Raw genomic sequence first — 17219 nt, 5'->3', positions numbered from 1 at the left:
TGCAATTGGTTTTGTTAGGCTGCCGCGTCATCCGGAGGCGGGGAGGAAACCGTGAGCCTTATCCTTTATGCACATCCGTTCTCGTCCTACTGCCAGAAGGCGCTGATCGCGTTCTACGAGAACGAGACGCCCTTCGAATTCCGCATGCTCAGCCCGGAACAGCCGGAGATCCTGCACGAATTCGAGGCGCTGTGGCCGGTGAAGCGCTTTCCCATCCTCGTCGACGGTGACCGGACGTTGCTGGAGGCGAGCGTCATCGTCGAATATGTGGCGCAGGCCCGTCCCGGCCCGTTCAAGCCGATACCGGAGGATCCCGCAGAGGCGATCGAGGTTCGCATGCTGGACCGGATCTTCGACAACTATGTCAGCACGCCGCAGCAGAAGATCGTGTTCAACGCGCTCCGGCCCGAGGCGGACCGCGATCCGCATGGCGTCACCGAAGCCCGCACGATGCTGGAGCGCGCCTACCAATGGCTGGACCGGCACATGCAGGGCCGCGAATGGGCGGCGGGCGATCGTTTCAGCCTTGCGGACTGCGCTGCCGCACCGTCGCTGTTCTATGCCGACTGGACCCACCCGATCGATCCGGCCCTGACCAACCTTTCGGCCTATCGCGCCCGCCTGCTCGCCCGCCCCTCCTTCGCCCGCGCCGTGGACGAGGCGCGGCCCTACAGAACGTACTTCCCGCTCGGCGCACCCGACCGGGATTGAGGCGCCCCCTCCGGACAGATGCAATCGATCCGTCTGAAATTTCGCCGCGGGCGGCCGGACGGGCGCGCCTGCCGCGCCGGCCGGGTTGACGGGGCACGGCCTTGCCCACACACTTCGGCGGGCGGATGACGGCGGGCGAAAGCGCGTCGAAACGGGAGGTTTCATCCGCGGGAGGAACACATGACGGAATCCATCAGGCTCTTTCGGGGCCCGTTCGGCCATGTCTCGCTGCTCAATGTCGGCGGCAATCTCGTCACCCATGCCCATCCGGAAGCGCACATCGTCATCTGGCTCGCCGGCGCGCCCGGCCGCATGACGGTGGGCAACAGGACGATCAGGCCGGAGCGCGGCGTGGCGGTCGGCATCAACTCGTTCGAGCCGCACAATCATGTCTTCGCCGAGGGCGAGGTGCCGGGGCAGTTCCTGGCGTTCTACATCGACATGGACTGGCTCACGACGCGGCGCGGCCTGGCCGCCGGCACTAAGGCCTTCCACGGCCCGCTCATTGCGCTCGAAGGCTGGATCGCCCGCAACATCGAGACCCTGACCACGCGGCTGATGGCGATCGACGAGGATTACGACCTCCTCGCCTACGAACTCGAGCGCTTCATCGACCACGTGCTCGACCGGGCGGAAGCGGCGCGGCCGAAGAACCGGGCGCTTTCCGGCAGCCGGGGCGGACGCGACTACCGTATCCGCAAGGCGCTTGCGCTGATGGAGGCGAATGTCGGAGAGCGCATCTGTTTCGACCAGGTGGCCCGCAGCGTCGGCCTGTCGCGGCCGCATTTCTTCGCCCTGTTCAAGGAACAGATGAGCGTCACCCCCAATGTCTACTGGAATACGCTCAGGATCGCCGAGGCGCTGCGCTGCCTGCAATCGACCGACGAGACGCTGATCTCGGTCGCCTGCAACCTCGGCTTCTCCACCCAGGGAAACTTCTCCCGCTTCTTCCGCGAGCACACCGGCGTGCCGCCGACGGTCTACCGCTCGGCCGCCACCGAAGGCCCCCGCGGCACGGTTGCCGGGCGCCGGCTGCCTGCCGGTCACTGTCGATGACGGCGCTTTTTCAGACGCTGCGATAGGCGGCCAAGACTTTCCGATAAGCGGACCCGGATGGCGGGCGTAGGCTGCCGTCACCAGAGACCGACAGGAAAAGATCCATGGCACACGTCTTCATCTCCTCCGTCATTCCCGCGCCGATCGACAAGGTCTGGGCAAAGATCCGCGATTTCAACGGTTTGCCGAGCTGGCATCCGCGCATGGTCAGAAGCGAGATCGAGGACGGCCTGCCGGCCGACCGGATCGGTTGCGTGCGCCGGTTCGAACTCGTCAGCGGCGCCACGCTGCGCGAGCAACTCCTGACCTTCTCCGACATCGACCGCTCCGTCAGCTACACGATCCTGGAGACACCGCAGCCGATCACCAATCACAAGGCAACGCTGACGCTGCGCCCGATCACCGACGGCGACCAGACCTATGCGGAATGGAGCGCCACCTTCGACGCGCCGGCGGAGGAAGCCGACAAGGTTGCGGCCGGCATGGGCACCAACGTGTTCCAGGGCGGCTTCAACGCGCTGAAGGAACACTTCGCGGCCAAGGCCTGAGGACGCGACGATGGGGCTCGGCCTTGAGACCTTTCCTACGCTCGCGGCCGCCGGCAAGGCGTTGGCCGCAAATGCCGCGGCCCGCTATCTCGGCGGCGGCACGCTCGTCGTGCGCAGCGCCAACGAGGGCGATGTCGGCTTCGAGACCTATGTGACCGCGAGCGAGCGGGCCCTGACGGACGTTGTCGTCGCGGACGGGCGCGCGACGATCGGCGCCGGCGTGACCATGGCGCGGATCGCCCGCGAACCGGCGCTCGGCTTTCTGGCGCCTGCGGCCAGGGCCGTGGGCGGACCGGCGATCCGCAACATGGCGACGGCCGGCGGCAATCTGTTCGCCCCTGTTCCCTATGGCGACTTCGTCGTGGCCTTGCTGGCGCTCGATGCCAGCCTCGACATCGACGGAGAGCCGGTTGCGGTGCCCGCCTTCCTCGCCGGACGGGACACGACGCATGCCGGTGCGCTGGTGCGCTCGGTCTCCTTCACGCTGCCCGCCGAGGGCAGCTTCCTTTTCGCCAAGGCCTCGCGGGTCCGACCCAAGGGTGCGTCGGTGGTGACGATCGCCGCCGTCGTCGAGGAGCGGGCGGGAACGATCTCCAGCGCGCGGATCGCCTATGGATGCATGGCGGACCGGCCGATCCGCGCGCCGGCGGTGGAACGGGCGCTCGCCGGCAAGGCCCGGACGGCGGAGGGGATCGCGGCGGCACTCGCCGTCGCGACAGAGGGCACCGCGCCGCCGACCGACGCGATCGCGAGCGCCTGGTACCGCGGCGAGGTGCTGCCGGTGCACCTGAAGAGACTGCTGCTTCCGGCGTGAAGGCGGCGCGTGCGCCGGCGGGAGGTCGACGCCGCAAGACGTGCAGGCAGGGACAGGCAGCATAGGCAAACACGGTTCGGGAGGACCGCATGAAGAAGGTTCCGGTGCAGTTCACCCTCAACGGCGAGGAAAAGGCCGAGTTCGTCGAAAGCGGCGTGACGCTCCTGAAGGCGTTGCGCGAGAAGATCGGCGACACCTCGGTCAAGGCCGGCTGTCAGCAGGGCACCTGCGGAAGCTGCGCGGTGATCGTCGACGGAGAGCTTCGGCTCTCCTGCCTCACGCTCGCCGAACGCTGCGGCGGTGCGGCGATCGAGACGACCGGGGGGCTCGCGCATGGCGAGGTGCTGCATCCGCTGCAGCGTGCCTTCAACGAGGGCTTCGCCACCCAGTGCGGCTTCTGCACGCCCGGGATGATCATGGCGGCCAAGGCGCTGCTCGACCACAACCCGCAGCCGAGCCGCGAGGACGTGGTGGAGGCGATATCAGGCAATATCTGTCGCTGCACCGGCTACGAGCCAATCATCCAGGCGATCCTGGCCGCCGCCCGGGCCAATTCGTTGAGCGCGGCCTGAGGGGAGAAAAGCATGGAACTGCGCAAGGAATACTTCGCCGACGAGCGAAAGGACGACCTGAAGGAGATCGGCCAGCCGCGGCTGCGCGCCGACGCGCTCGGGCACGTCACCGGCACGACGACCTTCTTCGCCGACCGCAACCTGCCGGGGCTCCTGCACCTGAAGATGGTGCGCAGCCCGCACCATCACGCCCGCATCCGCTCGATCGACCTCACCGAGGCCGGACGGCATCCGGGCGTGGTCCGCATCCTGACGGCGGACGACGTGCCACACAACGTCTACACCATCCTGACGCTGATCCAGGTCGGCCCCGAGGACGAGACGGTGCTGGCGACCGACAAGGTGCGCTGGAAGGGCGAGGCGATCGTGGCGATCCTCGCCGACAGCGAGCGGGCCGCGCACGAGGCGGCGCAGAAGGTGAAGGTCGACTACGAGGTTCTGCCGGCAGTGCTTTCGATCGACGAGGCGCTGGCGCCGGGCGCGCCTGTTGTCAACGAATATCACGGCCAGAACTTCTATCGCTACGACAGCGGCGAATGCCGCAAGGTGCGGTTCGGCGACGTCGAGGCCGGCTTTGCCGGGGCTGACCATATCCTCGAGCAGACCTACGGCTCCGGCCCGATCGAGCACGCGCCGACGGAGACGACCGGCTGCATCGTCATGCCGGAAGGCAGCGGCCGCTTCACCTGCTACACCAACACGCAGGCGATGTTCTTCACCCTCGACAACACCTCGATCATCCTGCAGATGGACGGCGCCAAGCTGCACATGGTCGGCGGCACCGTCGGCGGCGGCTTCGGCGGCAAGGTGGACGTCACCGTCGAGCCGATCGCCATCCTCGGCGCCAAGCTGACCGGCCGCCCGGTCTCCTTCATCTATTCGCGCGAGGAGGAGATGCAGATCTCGTCCCCCCGCGCGGCGGAAAAGCTGGTCATCAAGGACGGGGTGATGAAGGACGGGCGCATCGTCGCCCGCTACGTCAAGGCCTATATCGACGCCGGCGCCTATTCGCGGCATTCGCCCTATGGCGCGCAGAAGTCGGCCGCGCATTTCCCGGGCCCCTATACGGTCGAAAACGTCTGGGTGGACAGCTACTGCATCTACACCAACCGCACGCCGTCCAGCGCCATGCGCGGCTTCGGGGTGACGATCGGCGACTTTGCACTGGAGGTGCAGATGGACAAGCTGGCGCGGCTCGTCGGCATGGACCCGCTGGAGTTCCGCTTCGTCAATGCCTATCGCGACGGCGACATGAAGGCGCATCGCCAGCCGACCGAAGGGGCGGCGCTGATCGAATGCATGCAGGAGGCCTCGCGCGCGGCGCAATGGCCGGTGGCGGAGAAGTACCTGCAAATGTCGTCCGCGCGGCGGGAGGGTTGAGCGATGGCGATGCGACAGGGCCGCGGGGTGGCGGCGGTGAACTACCCGACCGGCATGAACCTCGGCGGCGACCCGACCCAGGCGCTGGTGCACTCCACGCCGACCGGGAACTTCATGGTGTCGCTGTCGAGCGTCGACCTCGGCCAGGGGATGAAGCAGATCATGGCGCAGATCTGCGCCGAGACGATCGGCGTGCCGACCGACCGCGTCATCATCGATACGGCCGATACCGATACCGGCCCGCATTGCATGGGCACCTTTGCCTCGCGCGGCACCCACCGCGCCGGCAACGCCGTCATCGCGGCGGCGAAGGAAGCGCGGCAGGTGATGCTGGAGGTGGCGGCGGAAGAGCTTGAAGTCAACGCCTCCGACCTCGACACCGACGGCACCGGCAACATCCACGTCAAGGGCGCGCCACAGCGCTCGATCTCGATCTTCGACACCGCACTTGCCGCCCATTTCAAGCGGGGGCGTTCGATTTCGGGGCGCGGCATGTTCCTGATCCCCCGTTCCTATCCGGATGCGGAGACCGGCGCGATGAAGCCGTCGACCTGCTATGCCCATGCCTGCACGGTCGCCGAGGTCGAGGTCGACGACGAGACCGGCGAGGTCAACGTGCTGACGGTGAAGAACATCTTCGAGATCGGTCGGGCGCTGAACCCGAAGATGGTCGAGCAGCAGCTCGTCGGCGGCTCGTGGATGGGGATCAGCCACGCGCTCTACGAGACGACCGAGCCCTACTATCCGAGTCGCGAGCATGGCGGGCGCGATTTCAACGAATATCTGATGCCCGGTCCCGGCGATCTTGCGGAGACCGAGGTGATCGTGCTGGAGCGCCCGGCGGCGGACGGTCCCTATGGCGCCAAGGGCCCGGGCGAGATGTGCGCCAATCCGCAGATTCCGGCGATCGCGAACGCGATCTTCGATGCTGTCGGCGTGCGCATCGACACGCTGCCGATCACGCCGGAGCGGATCCTGCGCGCGCTGAAGGCAAACGGTGCGAAAGACGCGGGCACGGTGGCACATTGAGGACGACGCGGCGCGCCCGGACGACGCCTGACACGCACTGCCCGCAGGAGGAGCGATAGATGCGGGAGGATACCGCAAGCAAGATGCTGGAGACGCCGGAAACGGTGGCGGAACTGTTCGAGGACGTCGCCTACATCGCCGACAACGGGCTTGCGACGGCCGTGTTCCTCGCCGTCCAGCTCGGCAAGCCGCTGCTTCTCGAAGGCGCGCCCGGCGTCGGCAAGACGGAGGCGGCGAAGGCGGTGGCCGACATTCTCGGGCGGCAACTGATCCGGCTGCAATGCTACGAGGGGATCGACGCGCAGCATGCGCTCTACGAGTGGAACTACCAGCGCCAGTTGCTGGCGATCCGGCAATCCGGCGAGGGCGAAGTAGATATCTACGACGACCGCTTCCTGATCGCCCGGCCGCTGCTGCGCTCCCTGCAGGCGCCGGAAGAAACGGTGCTGCTGATCGACGAGATCGACCGCTCCGACCACGAGTTCGAGGCGCTGCTGCTGGAATACCTCTCCGACTTCCAGATCTCGATCCCCGAGCGCGGCACCGTCACGGCGGCGGCACGTCCGATCGTGATCCTGACCTCCAACCGCACGCGCGAGCTCGCCGAGGCGCTGCGCCGCCGCTGCGTCTACCACTGGATCGCCTATCCGGACCCGCTCCTCGAGGCGGCGATCATCATGCTGAGGGCGGGCGACGTGGCCGAGCGGACTGCCCGCGCGGTGGCGAACGCCGTCGGCGCCATCCGCGCCCGGCCGCTCGCCAAGCCGCCCGGCATCTCCGAGGCGGTGGAATGGGCGAACGCGGCGACCGTGCTGGAAAAGGGCGGCAGCCCCTGGCCGGAAGCCTTCCGCCGGGCGATCGGCGTACTGATCAAGGACGAGGAGGACCTCGCCTTCATGGCGCCGGAGCTGGACGCCATCGTGGAGGAGGCCATGGCATGACGGGCCTGGACGGCCAGCACGGCGGGGACAGGCCATGATGCACGCCGAACCCGCCCGCCGGCGACGGACCGGCCCGCTTCCCCGCGCCTGCGGCCCCTTCATGGCGTTCGTGCAGGCCCTGCGCACGAACGCCTTTGTGGTCGCGCCCGAGCAGGCGACGAGCTTCCTTGCGGCGGTCGCCCTCGTCGGCCCGAGGAGCATGGAGCATATCCACCAGGCGGCGATCGCGACGCTTGCGCCGCCGCCCGAGCGCCGCGGCGCGTTCGACGCGCTGTTTCGCGCCGTCTTCTTCGCCGATGCCCCGCTTGCAGCCGCGGGCGACGACGAGGACGAGGAGACCCGCATCCGCGATGCCGGCGGCAGGGACGAGCGCCGCGAGATCCCGCTGAAGCGGGAAAAGGGCGGGGCGATCTCCTCGACAACGGAGCAGCTCTCCGTCCGCAACTTCGCCACCGGCGAGGATGCGGCGCTTTCCGCCTTCCGGCGGTCGCTCGCGCGCGCCCTGCCCGTCCGCCGCACGTTCCGGCAGTTAAAGGCCCTGTCGGGCGGCAGCATCGATCTCAGGCGGTCGATGCGGGAGATCGTCCGCGGCGACGGCGACGTGCCCTCGCCGGACTATCGCCGGCGCCAGCCCGTGCCGCGCCGGCTGGTGCTGCTGATCGACATTTCCGGATCGATGCGCGAGCACACCGAAGCTCATCTGCGGCTGGCGCATGCGACGGTGCAGGCCACCGCTACGGCCGAGGTCTTCACCATCGGCACGCGGCTGACGCGGATCACCCGCGCGCTGCGCATCCGCGACCGCGAGCGGGCGCTGGCGCTCGCCGCCGACACGGTGGCCGACTGGGACGGCGGCACACGGATCGGCCCGGCGCTGCTGGCTTTTCTCGCCGTGCCACGCTTTGCGGCCCTTTCGCGCGGCGCGAGCGTCGTCGTTCTGTCAGACGGCCTGGAACGCGGCGACCATACAGCGCTGGAGACGGCGATGCGCCGGCTGTCGGCACGCGCCTTCCGGCTGTCGCTCGCAAGCCCGCTCGCCGGCGATCCGCGCTTCCGGCCCGAGACGGCGGCGCTGGCCGCGATCCTCCCCTTTCTCGACGATCTCGTCGACGGCGCCTCTGTTCCGGCATTGACGGATTTCTTGCTTTCGCTCGGCCGACCCGCACCGCGCGCCGAGACGATCTGGGGGAGGAGAAAACATGAACGGCATCGTTGACTCGCATTTCCATATCTGGCGGCAGAAGGACCTGCCCTGGCTGAACGGGCCGATGGTGCCGCGCATCTTCGGCCCCTACGAGCCGATCCGGCGCGACTATCCGATCACCGAATATCTTGGCGACCTGCAGGGATCGGGCGTGGAGAAGGCGGTCTACGTCCAGACCAACTGGGCCAGGGAGGACTACGAGAACGAGGTCGACTGGGTGAGCGCCACCGCCAAGGAATTCGGCTGGCCGCATGCGATCGTCGCCTATGCCGACATGAGCGTGCCGGACGTGCGGCCGCAACTCGACCGCCTCAAGGCCTATCCGCTGGTGCGCGGCGTGCGCATGCAACTGCACTGGCACCCGATCGAGGAATACCGTTTCGCCCCCGATGCGAAGCAGGTGGTCGACCCGGCCGTGCGCGCCAACATAGCCCGACTGAAGGACTACGGCTTCTCCTTCGACCTGCAACTGTTTCCGGCGCAGATGAAGGACGGCGCGCGGGTCGTTGCGGAAAACCCGGAGACGGACTTCATCCTCACCCATTGCGGCATGCTGGTCGACCGCGAGCCGCAGACGGTCTCGGCCTGGCAGGAGGGGCTGCGGCAGTTTGCCGGCATGAAGAACTTCCATGCCAAGCTCTCCGGGCTCGGCACCTTCGTCCACCGCAACGATGCCGACCTCATCGGCTTCGTCGTCGACCAGGCCGTCGAGATCCTCGGCAGCGACCACCTGATGTTCGGCTCGAACTTCCCGATCGAGAAGCTGTGGACCGACTATCCGACGCTCATAGAGACCTATCGCGAGGCCACCGGCCGGCATGATCCGGCAGCCCGGCAGAACATGCTGCGCGACGCCGCCATGCGGGTCTACCGGCCGATGTGAACGGCTGCGGACGCCGGTTCACGGGAGATCCCGTTCCGGTTCCTGGCGCATCCCGGCTGCAGGCGGATGCTGTTTCCGCCCGCAGCCGCAAAGCAGTCGGTGCATTTTACGCTGGATCGGGTTGGACTCAATGTCTCCGGTCTGCCACAAGCCCTTGAGGACGCGACTGCCGTTATCTCTAGAACGGGGTCGGGCAACCGATTGACGTCACGTTGCTGCCGCGAGATCACGCCGGCCGTCCTGCCAAGCTCGTCCGCTCGGCCCAGACGCCGCATCGCGACCCTTTTTGAGAACAGCTTTCGCTCAGAGCAGGCCGCGGCCTGCCAGGTTGCGCATCAGTTCGGCGATGCCGAAGGTCCAGGGCGGGCATTCGGTCGACAGGCGCACCGTGTTCGTCAGGGCGCCGAGTTCGGCATTGGAGATCGTCACCCGGTCGCCGATCTTGTGAGTGAAGCCCTCGCCCTTGACGTCGCGGTCCTCGACCGGGGCGAACAGCGTGCCCATGAACAGCATGAAGCCATCGGGATACTGGTGGTGGCGGCCGATCGTCTGGGCGACGAGGTCGAGCGGGTCGCGGCTGATCTCGCGCATCGTGCTCGACCCCTTGAGGACGAAGCCGTCCTCGCCCTCGATCGTGAGATCGAGATCGGCCCTGCGGACGTCGTCGATCGAATAGGTCTCATCGAACAGCCGGATGAAGGGGCCGATGGCGGCAGAGGCGTTGTTGTCCTTCGCCTTGCCGAGCAGCAGCGCCGAGCGGCCCTCGACGTCGCGCAGGTTGACGTCGTTTCCGAGCGTGGCCCCCTTCACCGTGCCGCGACCGTCCACGGCCAGCACGATCTCCGGCTCGGGGTTGTTCCATCTGGAGACCGGATGCAGGCCGACAGAGGCGCCCCAGCCGACGGCGGAGAGCACCGGCGCCTTGGTGAAGACTTCGGCGTCCGGGCCTATGCCGACCTCCAGATATTGCGACCAGACGCCCTCCTCGATCAGCGCCGCCTTGACCTTGACGGCCGCATCCGAGCCGGCCTTGAGATCGCGCAGGCTGTCGCCGATGATGGCGGTGACACGCTCGCGGATCTTCTGCGCCAGCGCCGGATTGCCGGCCGCCTTCTCCTCGATGACGCGCTCGATCATCGAGCGGGCAAAGGTGACGCCGCAGGCCTTGACCGCCTGCAGGTCGCACGGGGCGAGCAGATGGACGCGCGACAGATCGCCGGTACCTTCGACGGAATTGTCGAGCACGGCCGGAAGCGGCGCCACGACCTCGCCGGCCGCGACGCGGACATGAGCGACCGGATCGTCCATCTCCAGAAGATCGCGCATCGTCGGCGCCGCCTTGCTGGTGATGTCGACCAGCATGCCGTCACGGACGACGACGAGCGAGGGCCCTCTCCGCTCGGCGCGCCAGATGCGCCCGACAAAGGTGCCGCGACCGAATTCTCCTGCCTGCAATGCCATGCCGATCTCCTCCCGAACTGCGGCGCTATTCATGCCCGATGAAGACGGGGCGGGGCAAGGGGGTGCGTGGTCATTGGCGGTGCAACAGCCTGCCCTCTTCTCCCCTCGGGGAGAAGGTGGCCTGAAGGGCCGGATGAGGGGGCGGCAGGGCAAGGCCCCCTCATCGCCTCACTGCGTTCGGCACTTCTCCCCGGTGGGGAGAAGAGGGAATGTACCGTGCGATGGCGCGTTACGCTTTCCCCTCAATGGGGATGCTCACCCCAGCCGATCCCCCTTCTCGTCGAAGACGTGCAGGTACTTCTGTGGGAAATCGACGCGCACCGTTGGTCCCGCCGAAAGCGCCTCGCGGTCGAGGGTGAAGATCTTGAAGGGCAGGCCGTGCAGGGAGAGGTGGAGGATGATGCCGAAGCCGGTGGGCTCGACCAGGTCGACGCTCGCCTCCAGCATGCCGGTGTCGCTGATGACGACGTGTTCGGGGCGGATGCCGAGGGTGACGGTCGCGTCCGGACCGATGCCGGCACGGCTCGCGACCGGGACGACGGTGCCGTCGGAGAGGCGGATGCCGGCCCCATCGCCCGTCGTCACATAGCGCCCCTCGAGGAAATTCATGCCCGGCGAACCGATGAAGCCGGCGACGAACAGGTTGGCGGGAGTGTCGTAAAGCTCCAGCGGCGAGCCGACCTGCTGGACGACGCCGCCATGCATGGCGACGATGCGGTCGGCGAGCGTCATCGCCTCGATCTGGTCGTGGGTGACGTAGATCGAGGTGGCCTTGAGATCGGCGTGCAGCTTCTTGATCTCGGCGCGCATCTGCTCGCGCAGGCGGGCGTCGAGGTTGGAAAGCGGCTCGTCGAACAGGAACGCCTTCGGCTTGCGGACGATGGCGCGGCCCATGGCGACGCGCTGGCGCTGGCCGCCGGACAGCGCCTTCGGCCGGCGCTCCAGCAGCGGCTCCAGCCCGAGCTTGGCGGCGGCACCGCCGACGGCGCTTGCGATCTTCTCTTTCGCCGTCTTTCTGAGCCGCAGGCTGTAGCTCATGTTGTCCGCCACGCTCATGTGCGGGTAGAGCGCGTATGACTGGAACACCATGGCGATGTCGCGGTCCTTGGGCGCGAGATCGTTGACGCGGTTGCCGGAGATGCGGATGTCGCCGGAGGTCACCTCCTCGAGCCCCGCGATCATGCGCAAAAGCGTCGATTTTCCGCAGCCGGAGGGGCCGACGAGGACGATGAACTCGCCGTCCCTGATGGTGAGATCGACGCCGTGCAGGACGGGAAACGGTCCGTAGCTCTTGCGCACACTTTCGATATCGATGGAAGCCATAGCAATTGTCCCTTGGGCAATTATCCCTTGACCGCGCCGGCCGTCAGGCCCTGCACGAGGTAGCGCTGGATGAGGAGGAAGAACAGGCAGGCCGGGATCAGCGCGAGCACGCCGGCGGCCATCATCTGCCCGAAATCGACCGAGAACTTGGAGACGAAGGTCAGGAGTCCGACCGGGAAAGTCGCCGCATCGTTGCCAGAAATCAGCATCAGCGCGAACAACAGTTCGCTCCAGGCAGCGGTGAAGACGAAGCCGAGGGTGGCGGCGATGCCCGGCAGCGTCAGCGGCAGGATGATCTGGCGGAAGGCCACGAACTGGGTGGCGCCGTCGATCATCGCCGCCTCCTCCAGGTCCTTCGGGATGCCGTCGAAGAAGGACTGCATCAGGAAGGTGGCGAAGGGGACGTTGAAGGCGGAATAGACGATGACGAGACCGGTGAGGCTGTTGGTCAGGCCTAACGGCGACAGCATCTTGAAGATCGGCGCCACCAGCATGACCAGCGGAAACATCTGGGTGATCAGCATCAGCGCCACGATCCAGTACTTCGCCCGGAAGGAGAAGCGCGAGAGCGCGTAGCCGGACAGCGAGGCGAGGATGGTGACGACGACGGCGGTGGCGCCCGACACGATCAGGCTGTTCTTGAAGAAGGTCGGAAAGGCGCTGTGGGCGATGACGAAATCGAAGTGCTCGAAGGTCGTGCGCGACGGCCACATGCGCACGCCCTCGCTGTAGAGCAGGTCGTTCGGCGTCACCGAAACCTTCAACAGCCAGAACAGCGGAAACAGCGCGAAGACCACATAGACGAGGATCGCCCCGCGATGGGCGCCGATGAGGAGAAGCTTGCCGGGTCTCATGGGTTCAGCCCTTGTTCAGCATGGTCTGGCGGAGCAGCACGATCAGCATCGAATAGACCAGCAGCAACGCCAGCAGCACGAGCGCGATCGCCGAGGCATAGCCGAAATCGAGCCGCTTGAAGGCCTGGGTGAAGATGTAGCTGGCGACGATCTGGGTGCGGTCGGCCGGGCCGCCATTGGTCATGACGACGATCAGGTCGGCGAAATTGGAGATCCAGACGGTGCGCAGCAACACGGTGATCGCAATCGTCGGCGCAAGAAACGGCAGGGTGATCGACAGGAAGCGTTGCACCGGGCCGGCGCCGTCGATGCTGGCGGCCTCGTAGAGGTCGCGCGGGATCGCCTGCAGGGCGGCGAGCAGGGTGATGGCAAAGAAGGGGATGCCCCACCAGACGTTCGCCACGATCGGCCCCCACATGGCGAGATGCGGATCGGAGAGGATATTGTGCGGCTCGTCCATCAGGCCGAGCGCCACGAACCAGTGCGGCAGCGGGCCGATGACAGGGTTGAACAGCCAGGCCCAGTTGAGACCGGCGAGGAAGCTCGGCACCGCCCAGGGCAGAAAGACCAGCGCCTGGACGAGGCCGCGGCCATAGAACGGCTTGTCGAGCAGGAGCGCCAGGATCAGGCCGAAGGTAAACTGGAAGAACACCGAGGCGCCCGTCCACCACAGCGTATTGCGCAGCGCGCCGAAGAAGGCCTGGTCCTGCCCGAGCGCACGGAAATGGTCGAGCCCGACGAAGCCGCCGGAGAACGGGTTCAGCAGCTGGATGTCCCGGAAGGCATAGGAAATGCCGACGACGAGCGGCACCAGCATGACCGCGGCGATCAGGATCAGCGCCGGCGCGCTATAGAGATAGGGCTCCGACGCATCGGCAAGCCGCTTCCTGAGCGGCGGGCGATGCTTCTGGATCGGCTGGTGCATCATCGACAATCGTTCCGTTGACGTTTCTGGCCGAGGCGCCGTCCAGAAAGACGGCGCCTCGGAAGTTTCGAAGTGGAGCGCTCGGGGACAGGCCGTGGCTGTGCCCCTCATCCGCCTGCCGGCACCTTCTCCCCGCAGGCGGGGAGAAGGAACAAGCCGCAACGCTTCCGTTCCCCCTCGCCCCGTTCACGGGGAGAGGGGGCGCCGAGCGGAGCGGAGGCGGGGTGAGGGGCCGTCTGCGCCAGCGCTTGAAAGGATCAAGCCAGCTGTGAGACGCCCCACGCCCGCAGCATTCGCCGCCCGACCTACTTCTTCGCCAGGTACTTCTGCTGCGCCTTGGTCAGATACTCAGCCCACTGGTCGGCCAGTTCCTGCGGCGTGATCTCGCCGAGCAGCGCCTTCTGCGAGGTCTGGATGACAAGCGAATCCTTGAAGAAGGCGAATTCCTCGAGGTAGGTCGGCATGACCGTCGGAACGGCGTCCTTGTCCTCCAGTTCGGCGAACCAGCCCTTGAACTGCTCGCTGGCATAGAAGGGGTCCTTTTCGGCGGAGGTGTGGACCGGCAGCGCGCCGGTGCGCTTGTTCCACTCGATGTTGCCTTCCGGGCCCTCCAGCGTCTCGATCAGCTTCCAGGAAAGGTCCTTGTTCTCGCTGTTGGCCATCATCGACCATCCTGCGTAGCCGATGGTCGGGAAGGTCTTGCCATCAGGGCCCTTCGGCATGGTCATGATGCCGTAGTCCTCGGCCTTCATCCGCTCGGCGATCGCAATCAGTGCGTCCGGGTCCTGGTCGAGGAAGGCGCAAGTGCCGCTGTAGAAGCCGGCGACGATCTCGTTGAAGCCCCAGTTGACGCTGTCCTTGGGCGCATAGCCGTTCTTGTAGAGGTCGATCAGCCAGGTCAGGCCCTTGACCCAGCCCTCGCTGTTCATGGTCGAGGTACCGTCCTCGTTGAAGAACTTGTTGTCGCCGGCCATGGTGGCGCCGAACATCATCCAGCCGTTGAGCCCGCCCGGGCCGCCGCGCAGGCAGTAGCCGGACTTGCCGGGCAATGCCGAGACCTTCTTGGCGGCTTCCGCGAACTCGTCCATCGTCTTCGGCGGCTCGCCGACGCCCGCCTCTTCGAGCAGCTTCTTGTTGTAGAACATCGCCCGCAGGTAGAAGCCGTAGGGCAGCATGTAGGCGGTGTCGTTGACGTCACGGCCGAGTTCGAGCGCGCGGGACGTCAGGCCCGAGGTGTGCTCCCACTTGGAAAGGTAGGGCTCCAGGCTCTCCAGCATGCCGTTGTTGGCATAGAGCGACAGCCAGGTGTCGGGCATCTCCATGACGTCGGGGATCTCGCCGGCGGAGACCATGGTGGCGAACTTCTGGAAGGCCTCGCCCCAGGGCAGCGAGATGATCTCGACCTTTGTGCCCGGATTGGCCGCCTCGAACTTGCCGACGATCGATTTCAGCGTCTCGGTGCGCTCGGGGCTGGTAATCACCTCGACGAGCTTCAGCGTCGTGTCGGCGAGTGCCGTCCCCGACATCATCGCGGCGAACAATGTGGCAGTCAGTAGCTTCTTCATGGTCGCTCCCCTTTTGGGCTTTGGTTTAATGCTCTTTAGTCTTGGGAAGCGGCTGCGATCGCCGCCTCCAGATCACTCCACAGGGCCTCGGTTCCCTCGAGGCCGACATGGAGGCGCACGGACCGCGGATGGATGCCGAAGGGCTGCGCGGAATTGGGCTCGGCCTTCTGCTGCAGCACCACCTGCCCCGGCACGATCAGGCTCTCGTGGCCGCCCCAGCTGACGCCGAGCTTGAACAGGTTCAGCCTGTCGGCGAAGGCGCGGATGTCTATGCCCTCGCGGAAGACGAAGGAGAACAGGCCGGAGGTGCCGGTCAGGCCCGGCGGCAGGCGGTTGGCGAGTGCGGGATGCTGCACGCTTTCCACGATGTCCAGCGCCTGCAGGCGGCGGGCGATTTCGAGGCCCGAGGCCTCGTGCGCCTTCATGCGGATCGGCAGGGTGCGCAGGCCGCGCACCAGCAGCCAGGCGTCGAAGGGCGAGAGCTTGCCGCCGAGATAGGGATAAGCCTCGGCGCGGATGCGGCCGATCATCTCCTTGGAACCGGTGACGACGCCGGCGACGACGTCGCTGTGGCCGCCGAGATACTTCGAGGCCGAATGCAGAACGAGATCGACACCGAGCGACAGCGGCCGCTGGAAGACCGGGCTCGCCCAGCTGTTGTCGATGACCGAGACGATCCCGTGCCGTCTTGCGAGCGCTGCCAGCGCGCCGACGTCGTGGGCGTCCATGACCCAGCTCGTCGGGCTTTCCATGTAGAACAGCTTCGCGCCGGGCAGCGCACGCGCGACCGCCTCCTCGTCGCGACCGTCGACATAGGTCACCTCGATCTTCATCCGCTTCAGGATGGTACCGAACAGGCGGAAGGCGTCGGGGTAGACGTGCCTGACAGCGACGATGCGGTCGCCCGGCTCGACGAAGGACAGCACGGTGGAGGAAATCGCAGCCATGCCGCTGGCAAAGCCCATGGCGTCCTCGCCGCCCTCGAGCTTCGCCAGCATCTCCTCGAAGGCGCGCACAGTCGGGTTCAGCCCGCGGGTATAGATCGGCCGGACGATTTCGCCGCGATAGGCCTGCACCATTTCGTCATAGGAGGAGAAGGTGAAGAGCGAGGTCTGCACGATCGGCGGCACCACGGCCTCGAAGGCGTTGCTCTCGTCATGGGCGACGATGAGGGAGGCGAGCTCGAACGGGTCGGAGCCGTTGATCATTTTGACATTTCCTTGATGTCTTCCTCGACGACGTCGAGAATCTTGAGCGTTTCGCGCCGGGCAGCCTCGGTGTCCTGGGCTGCGATCGCGTTGAAGAGGGTGCGGTGGAACGGAAAGGAACGGCGGGCGAAATCCGGCCGATCGAAGGGTTCGTCCCAGAAGCGCTCGAACATCTCGCGCATCTGCTCCAACAACTGGCGAAACAGCGGATTGTGGGTGGCGTCGTAGATCGCGAGATGGAAGGCCAGGTCCTCCGGACCCGAGGTGCCCTTGGCGAGGTGCACCCGCTCCATCGCGTCGAGCTTCTCCTCGATCACGACGAGATCGCCGGCGGTGCGGCGGCGGGCGGCGACCATGTTGGCCTCGCACTCGATGCCGCGGCGAACCTCCAGCGTCTGTAGCAGCGCGTCGCGCAGGTGCGCCGCGTCAAAGGAGAGCGGCATGTGGATCGTTGCGGTCGTGACGGGTTTCAGCAGGTAGGTGCCGCTGCCCTTGCGGGTCTCCATGACGCCGAGCGCCTGGAAATGGCGGATGACCTCGCGGATGGTGGAACGGCCCACGGCGAGGGCCGCCATCAGTTCGCGCTCGGCCGGCAGCCGGTCGCCGGCCTTCAGGTTCGCCTGGCCGATATAGGTGGCCAGCGCCTCGGTCACCTGGCGCGCCCGATCCATCGGCGGCAACGGCATGATCGCCGGCTTGGCATCCATTCTCGCCGTCATGCGGCCTGTTCCCCGTTTCGTGTCAG

Annotated in this window: 17 protein-coding genes; 10 read left to right on the top strand and 7 right to left on the bottom strand. The window is 66.7% G+C overall.

What is annotated here, in order from left to right:
• Positions 1 to 51: 51 nt before the first annotated feature.
• The 10 genes from OCK02_RS04040 to OCK02_RS03995 all read left to right on the top strand — a co-directional run bounded on the left by OCK02_RS04040 (position 52) and on the right by OCK02_RS03995 (position 9138).
• Positions 52 to 711, top strand: coding sequence for a glutathione S-transferase family protein (locus OCK02_RS04040; protein WP_263812149.1), 660 nt, complete (start codon positions 52 to 54; stop codon positions 709 to 711).
• Positions 712 to 891: 180 nt separating this feature from the next.
• A complete protein-coding gene (locus OCK02_RS04035; protein WP_263812148.1) occupies positions 892 to 1767 on the top strand; it encodes an AraC family transcriptional regulator in 876 nt (291 codons plus the stop codon).
• Between the two features lie 104 nt (positions 1768 to 1871).
• Complete coding sequence (locus OCK02_RS04030) at positions 1872 to 2315, top strand: SRPBCC family protein (protein WP_263812147.1); 444 nt, start codon at positions 1872 to 1874, stop codon at positions 2313 to 2315.
• Positions 2316 to 2325: 10 nt separating this feature from the next.
• Positions 2326 to 3129, top strand: coding sequence for an FAD binding domain-containing protein (locus OCK02_RS04025; protein WP_263812146.1), 804 nt, complete (start codon positions 2326 to 2328; stop codon positions 3127 to 3129).
• An 89-nt stretch (positions 3130 to 3218) separates the two neighbouring features.
• On the top strand, positions 3219 to 3701 hold the full coding sequence (locus OCK02_RS04020) for a (2Fe-2S)-binding protein (RefSeq protein ID WP_230802815.1): 483 nt from the start codon (positions 3219 to 3221) through the stop codon (positions 3699 to 3701).
• 12 nt (positions 3702 to 3713) lie between these two features.
• Positions 3714 to 5081 (top strand): xanthine dehydrogenase family protein molybdopterin-binding subunit, encoded by a 1368-nt coding sequence (locus OCK02_RS26125; RefSeq protein ID WP_318530110.1) that lies wholly within the window; start codon positions 3714 to 3716, stop codon positions 5079 to 5081.
• Between the two features lie 3 nt (positions 5082 to 5084).
• The gene (locus OCK02_RS26120; RefSeq protein ID WP_318530111.1) at positions 5085 to 6110 is read left to right on the top strand and encodes a xanthine dehydrogenase family protein molybdopterin-binding subunit; all 1026 of its coding nucleotides are present in this window, start codon (positions 5085 to 5087) and stop codon (positions 6108 to 6110) included.
• Positions 6111 to 6193: 83 nt separating this feature from the next.
• Positions 6194 to 7051, top strand: a complete 858-nt coding sequence (locus tag OCK02_RS04005; protein WP_263812224.1) for an AAA family ATPase — start codon at positions 6194 to 6196, stop codon at positions 7049 to 7051.
• 37 nt (positions 7052 to 7088) lie between these two features.
• Complete coding sequence (locus tag OCK02_RS04000) at positions 7089 to 8267, top strand: vWA domain-containing protein (protein ID WP_412178769.1); 1179 nt, start codon at positions 7089 to 7091, stop codon at positions 8265 to 8267.
• Positions 8251 to 9138: an amidohydrolase family protein gene (locus OCK02_RS03995; protein WP_263812144.1), complete on the top strand. Its 888-nt coding sequence runs from the start codon at positions 8251 to 8253 to the stop codon at positions 9136 to 9138. Before OCK02_RS04000 ends, OCK02_RS03995 begins: the two co-directional genes overlap by 17 nt.
• Positions 9139 to 9441: 303 nt before the next feature.
• On the opposite strand, the gene OCK02_RS03990 is transcribed toward OCK02_RS03995, so the two are convergent.
• The 7 genes from OCK02_RS03990 to OCK02_RS03960 all read right to left on the bottom strand — a co-directional run bounded on the left by OCK02_RS03990 (position 9442) and on the right by OCK02_RS03960 (position 17193).
• A complete protein-coding gene (locus tag OCK02_RS03990; protein ID WP_263812143.1) occupies positions 9442 to 10599 on the bottom strand; it encodes a fumarylacetoacetate hydrolase family protein in 1158 nt (385 codons plus the stop codon).
• Between the two features lie 255 nt (positions 10600 to 10854).
• A complete protein-coding gene (locus OCK02_RS03985; protein WP_263812142.1) occupies positions 10855 to 11922 on the bottom strand; it encodes an ABC transporter ATP-binding protein in 1068 nt (355 codons plus the stop codon).
• Between the two features lie 20 nt (positions 11923 to 11942).
• Entirely contained in the window at positions 11943 to 12776 is an 834-nt protein-coding gene (locus OCK02_RS03980) for a carbohydrate ABC transporter permease (protein ID WP_263812141.1), read from the bottom strand.
• A gap of 4 nt (positions 12777 to 12780) precedes the next feature.
• Entirely contained in the window at positions 12781 to 13704 is a 924-nt protein-coding gene (locus OCK02_RS03975; protein ID WP_263812140.1) for a carbohydrate ABC transporter permease, read from the bottom strand.
• Between the two features lie 302 nt (positions 13705 to 14006).
• The gene (locus OCK02_RS03970) at positions 14007 to 15266 is read right to left on the bottom strand and encodes an ABC transporter substrate-binding protein (protein WP_230802808.1); all 1260 of its coding nucleotides are present in this window, start codon (positions 15264 to 15266) and stop codon (positions 14007 to 14009) included.
• A 35-nt stretch (positions 15267 to 15301) separates the two neighbouring features.
• Positions 15302 to 16474: a PLP-dependent transferase gene (locus tag OCK02_RS03965; protein WP_263812139.1), complete on the bottom strand. Its 1173-nt coding sequence runs from the start codon at positions 16472 to 16474 to the stop codon at positions 15302 to 15304.
• The gene (locus tag OCK02_RS03960; protein WP_263812138.1) at positions 16471 to 17193 is read right to left on the bottom strand and encodes a FadR/GntR family transcriptional regulator; all 723 of its coding nucleotides are present in this window, start codon (positions 17191 to 17193) and stop codon (positions 16471 to 16473) included. Before OCK02_RS03960 ends, OCK02_RS03965 begins: the two co-directional genes overlap by 4 nt.
• Between the last annotated feature and the right edge of the window lie 26 nt (positions 17194 to 17219).

This window comes from Rhizobium sp. TRM96647 (assembly GCF_025780115.1).
Taxonomy (GTDB): Bacteria; Pseudomonadota; Alphaproteobacteria; order Rhizobiales; family Rhizobiaceae; genus Mycoplana.
This window is presented reverse-complemented; position numbering and strand designations above follow the sequence as displayed.

Bases quoted from the DNA above. Each gene is read 5' to 3' on its own strand.
- OCK02_RS03995 (WP_263812144.1), top strand. From the start codon at position 8,251: ATGAACGGCATCGTTGACTCGCATTTCCATATCTGGCGGCAGAAGGAC.
- OCK02_RS26120 (WP_318530111.1), top strand. From the start codon at position 5,085: ATGGCGATGCGACAGGGCCGCGGGGTGGCGGCGGTGAACTACCCGACC.
- OCK02_RS03980 (WP_263812141.1), bottom strand. From the start codon at position 12,776: ATGAGACCCGGCAAGCTTCTCCTCATCGGCGCCCATCGCGGGGCGATC.
- OCK02_RS03965 (WP_263812139.1), bottom strand. From the start codon at position 16,474: ATGATCAACGGCTCCGACCCGTTCGAGCTCGCCTCCCTCATCGTCGCC.
- OCK02_RS03960 (WP_263812138.1), bottom strand. From the start codon at position 17,193: ATGACGGCGAGAATGGATGCCAAGCCGGCGATCATGCCGTTGCCGCCG.
- OCK02_RS04000 (WP_412178769.1), top strand. From the start codon at position 7,089: ATGCACGCCGAACCCGCCCGCCGGCGACGGACCGGCCCGCTTCCCCGC.
- OCK02_RS03990 (WP_263812143.1), bottom strand. From the start codon at position 10,599: ATGGCATTGCAGGCAGGAGAATTCGGTCGCGGCACCTTTGTCGGGCGC.
- OCK02_RS04005 (WP_263812224.1), top strand. From the start codon at position 6,194: ATGCTGGAGACGCCGGAAACGGTGGCGGAACTGTTCGAGGACGTCGCC.
- OCK02_RS04035 (WP_263812148.1), top strand. From the start codon at position 892: ATGACGGAATCCATCAGGCTCTTTCGGGGCCCGTTCGGCCATGTCTCG.
- OCK02_RS03985 (WP_263812142.1), bottom strand. From the start codon at position 11,922: ATGGCTTCCATCGATATCGAAAGTGTGCGCAAGAGCTACGGACCGTTT.
- OCK02_RS26125 (WP_318530110.1), top strand. From the start codon at position 3,714: ATGGAACTGCGCAAGGAATACTTCGCCGACGAGCGAAAGGACGACCTG.
- OCK02_RS04020 (WP_230802815.1), top strand. From the start codon at position 3,219: ATGAAGAAGGTTCCGGTGCAGTTCACCCTCAACGGCGAGGAAAAGGCC.
- OCK02_RS03970 (WP_230802808.1), bottom strand. From the start codon at position 15,266: ATGAAGAAGCTACTGACTGCCACATTGTTCGCCGCGATGATGTCGGGG.
- OCK02_RS03975 (WP_263812140.1), bottom strand. From the start codon at position 13,704: ATGATGCACCAGCCGATCCAGAAGCATCGCCCGCCGCTCAGGAAGCGG.
- OCK02_RS04030 (WP_263812147.1), top strand. From the start codon at position 1,872: ATGGCACACGTCTTCATCTCCTCCGTCATTCCCGCGCCGATCGACAAG.
- OCK02_RS04025 (WP_263812146.1), top strand. From the start codon at position 2,326: ATGGGGCTCGGCCTTGAGACCTTTCCTACGCTCGCGGCCGCCGGCAAG.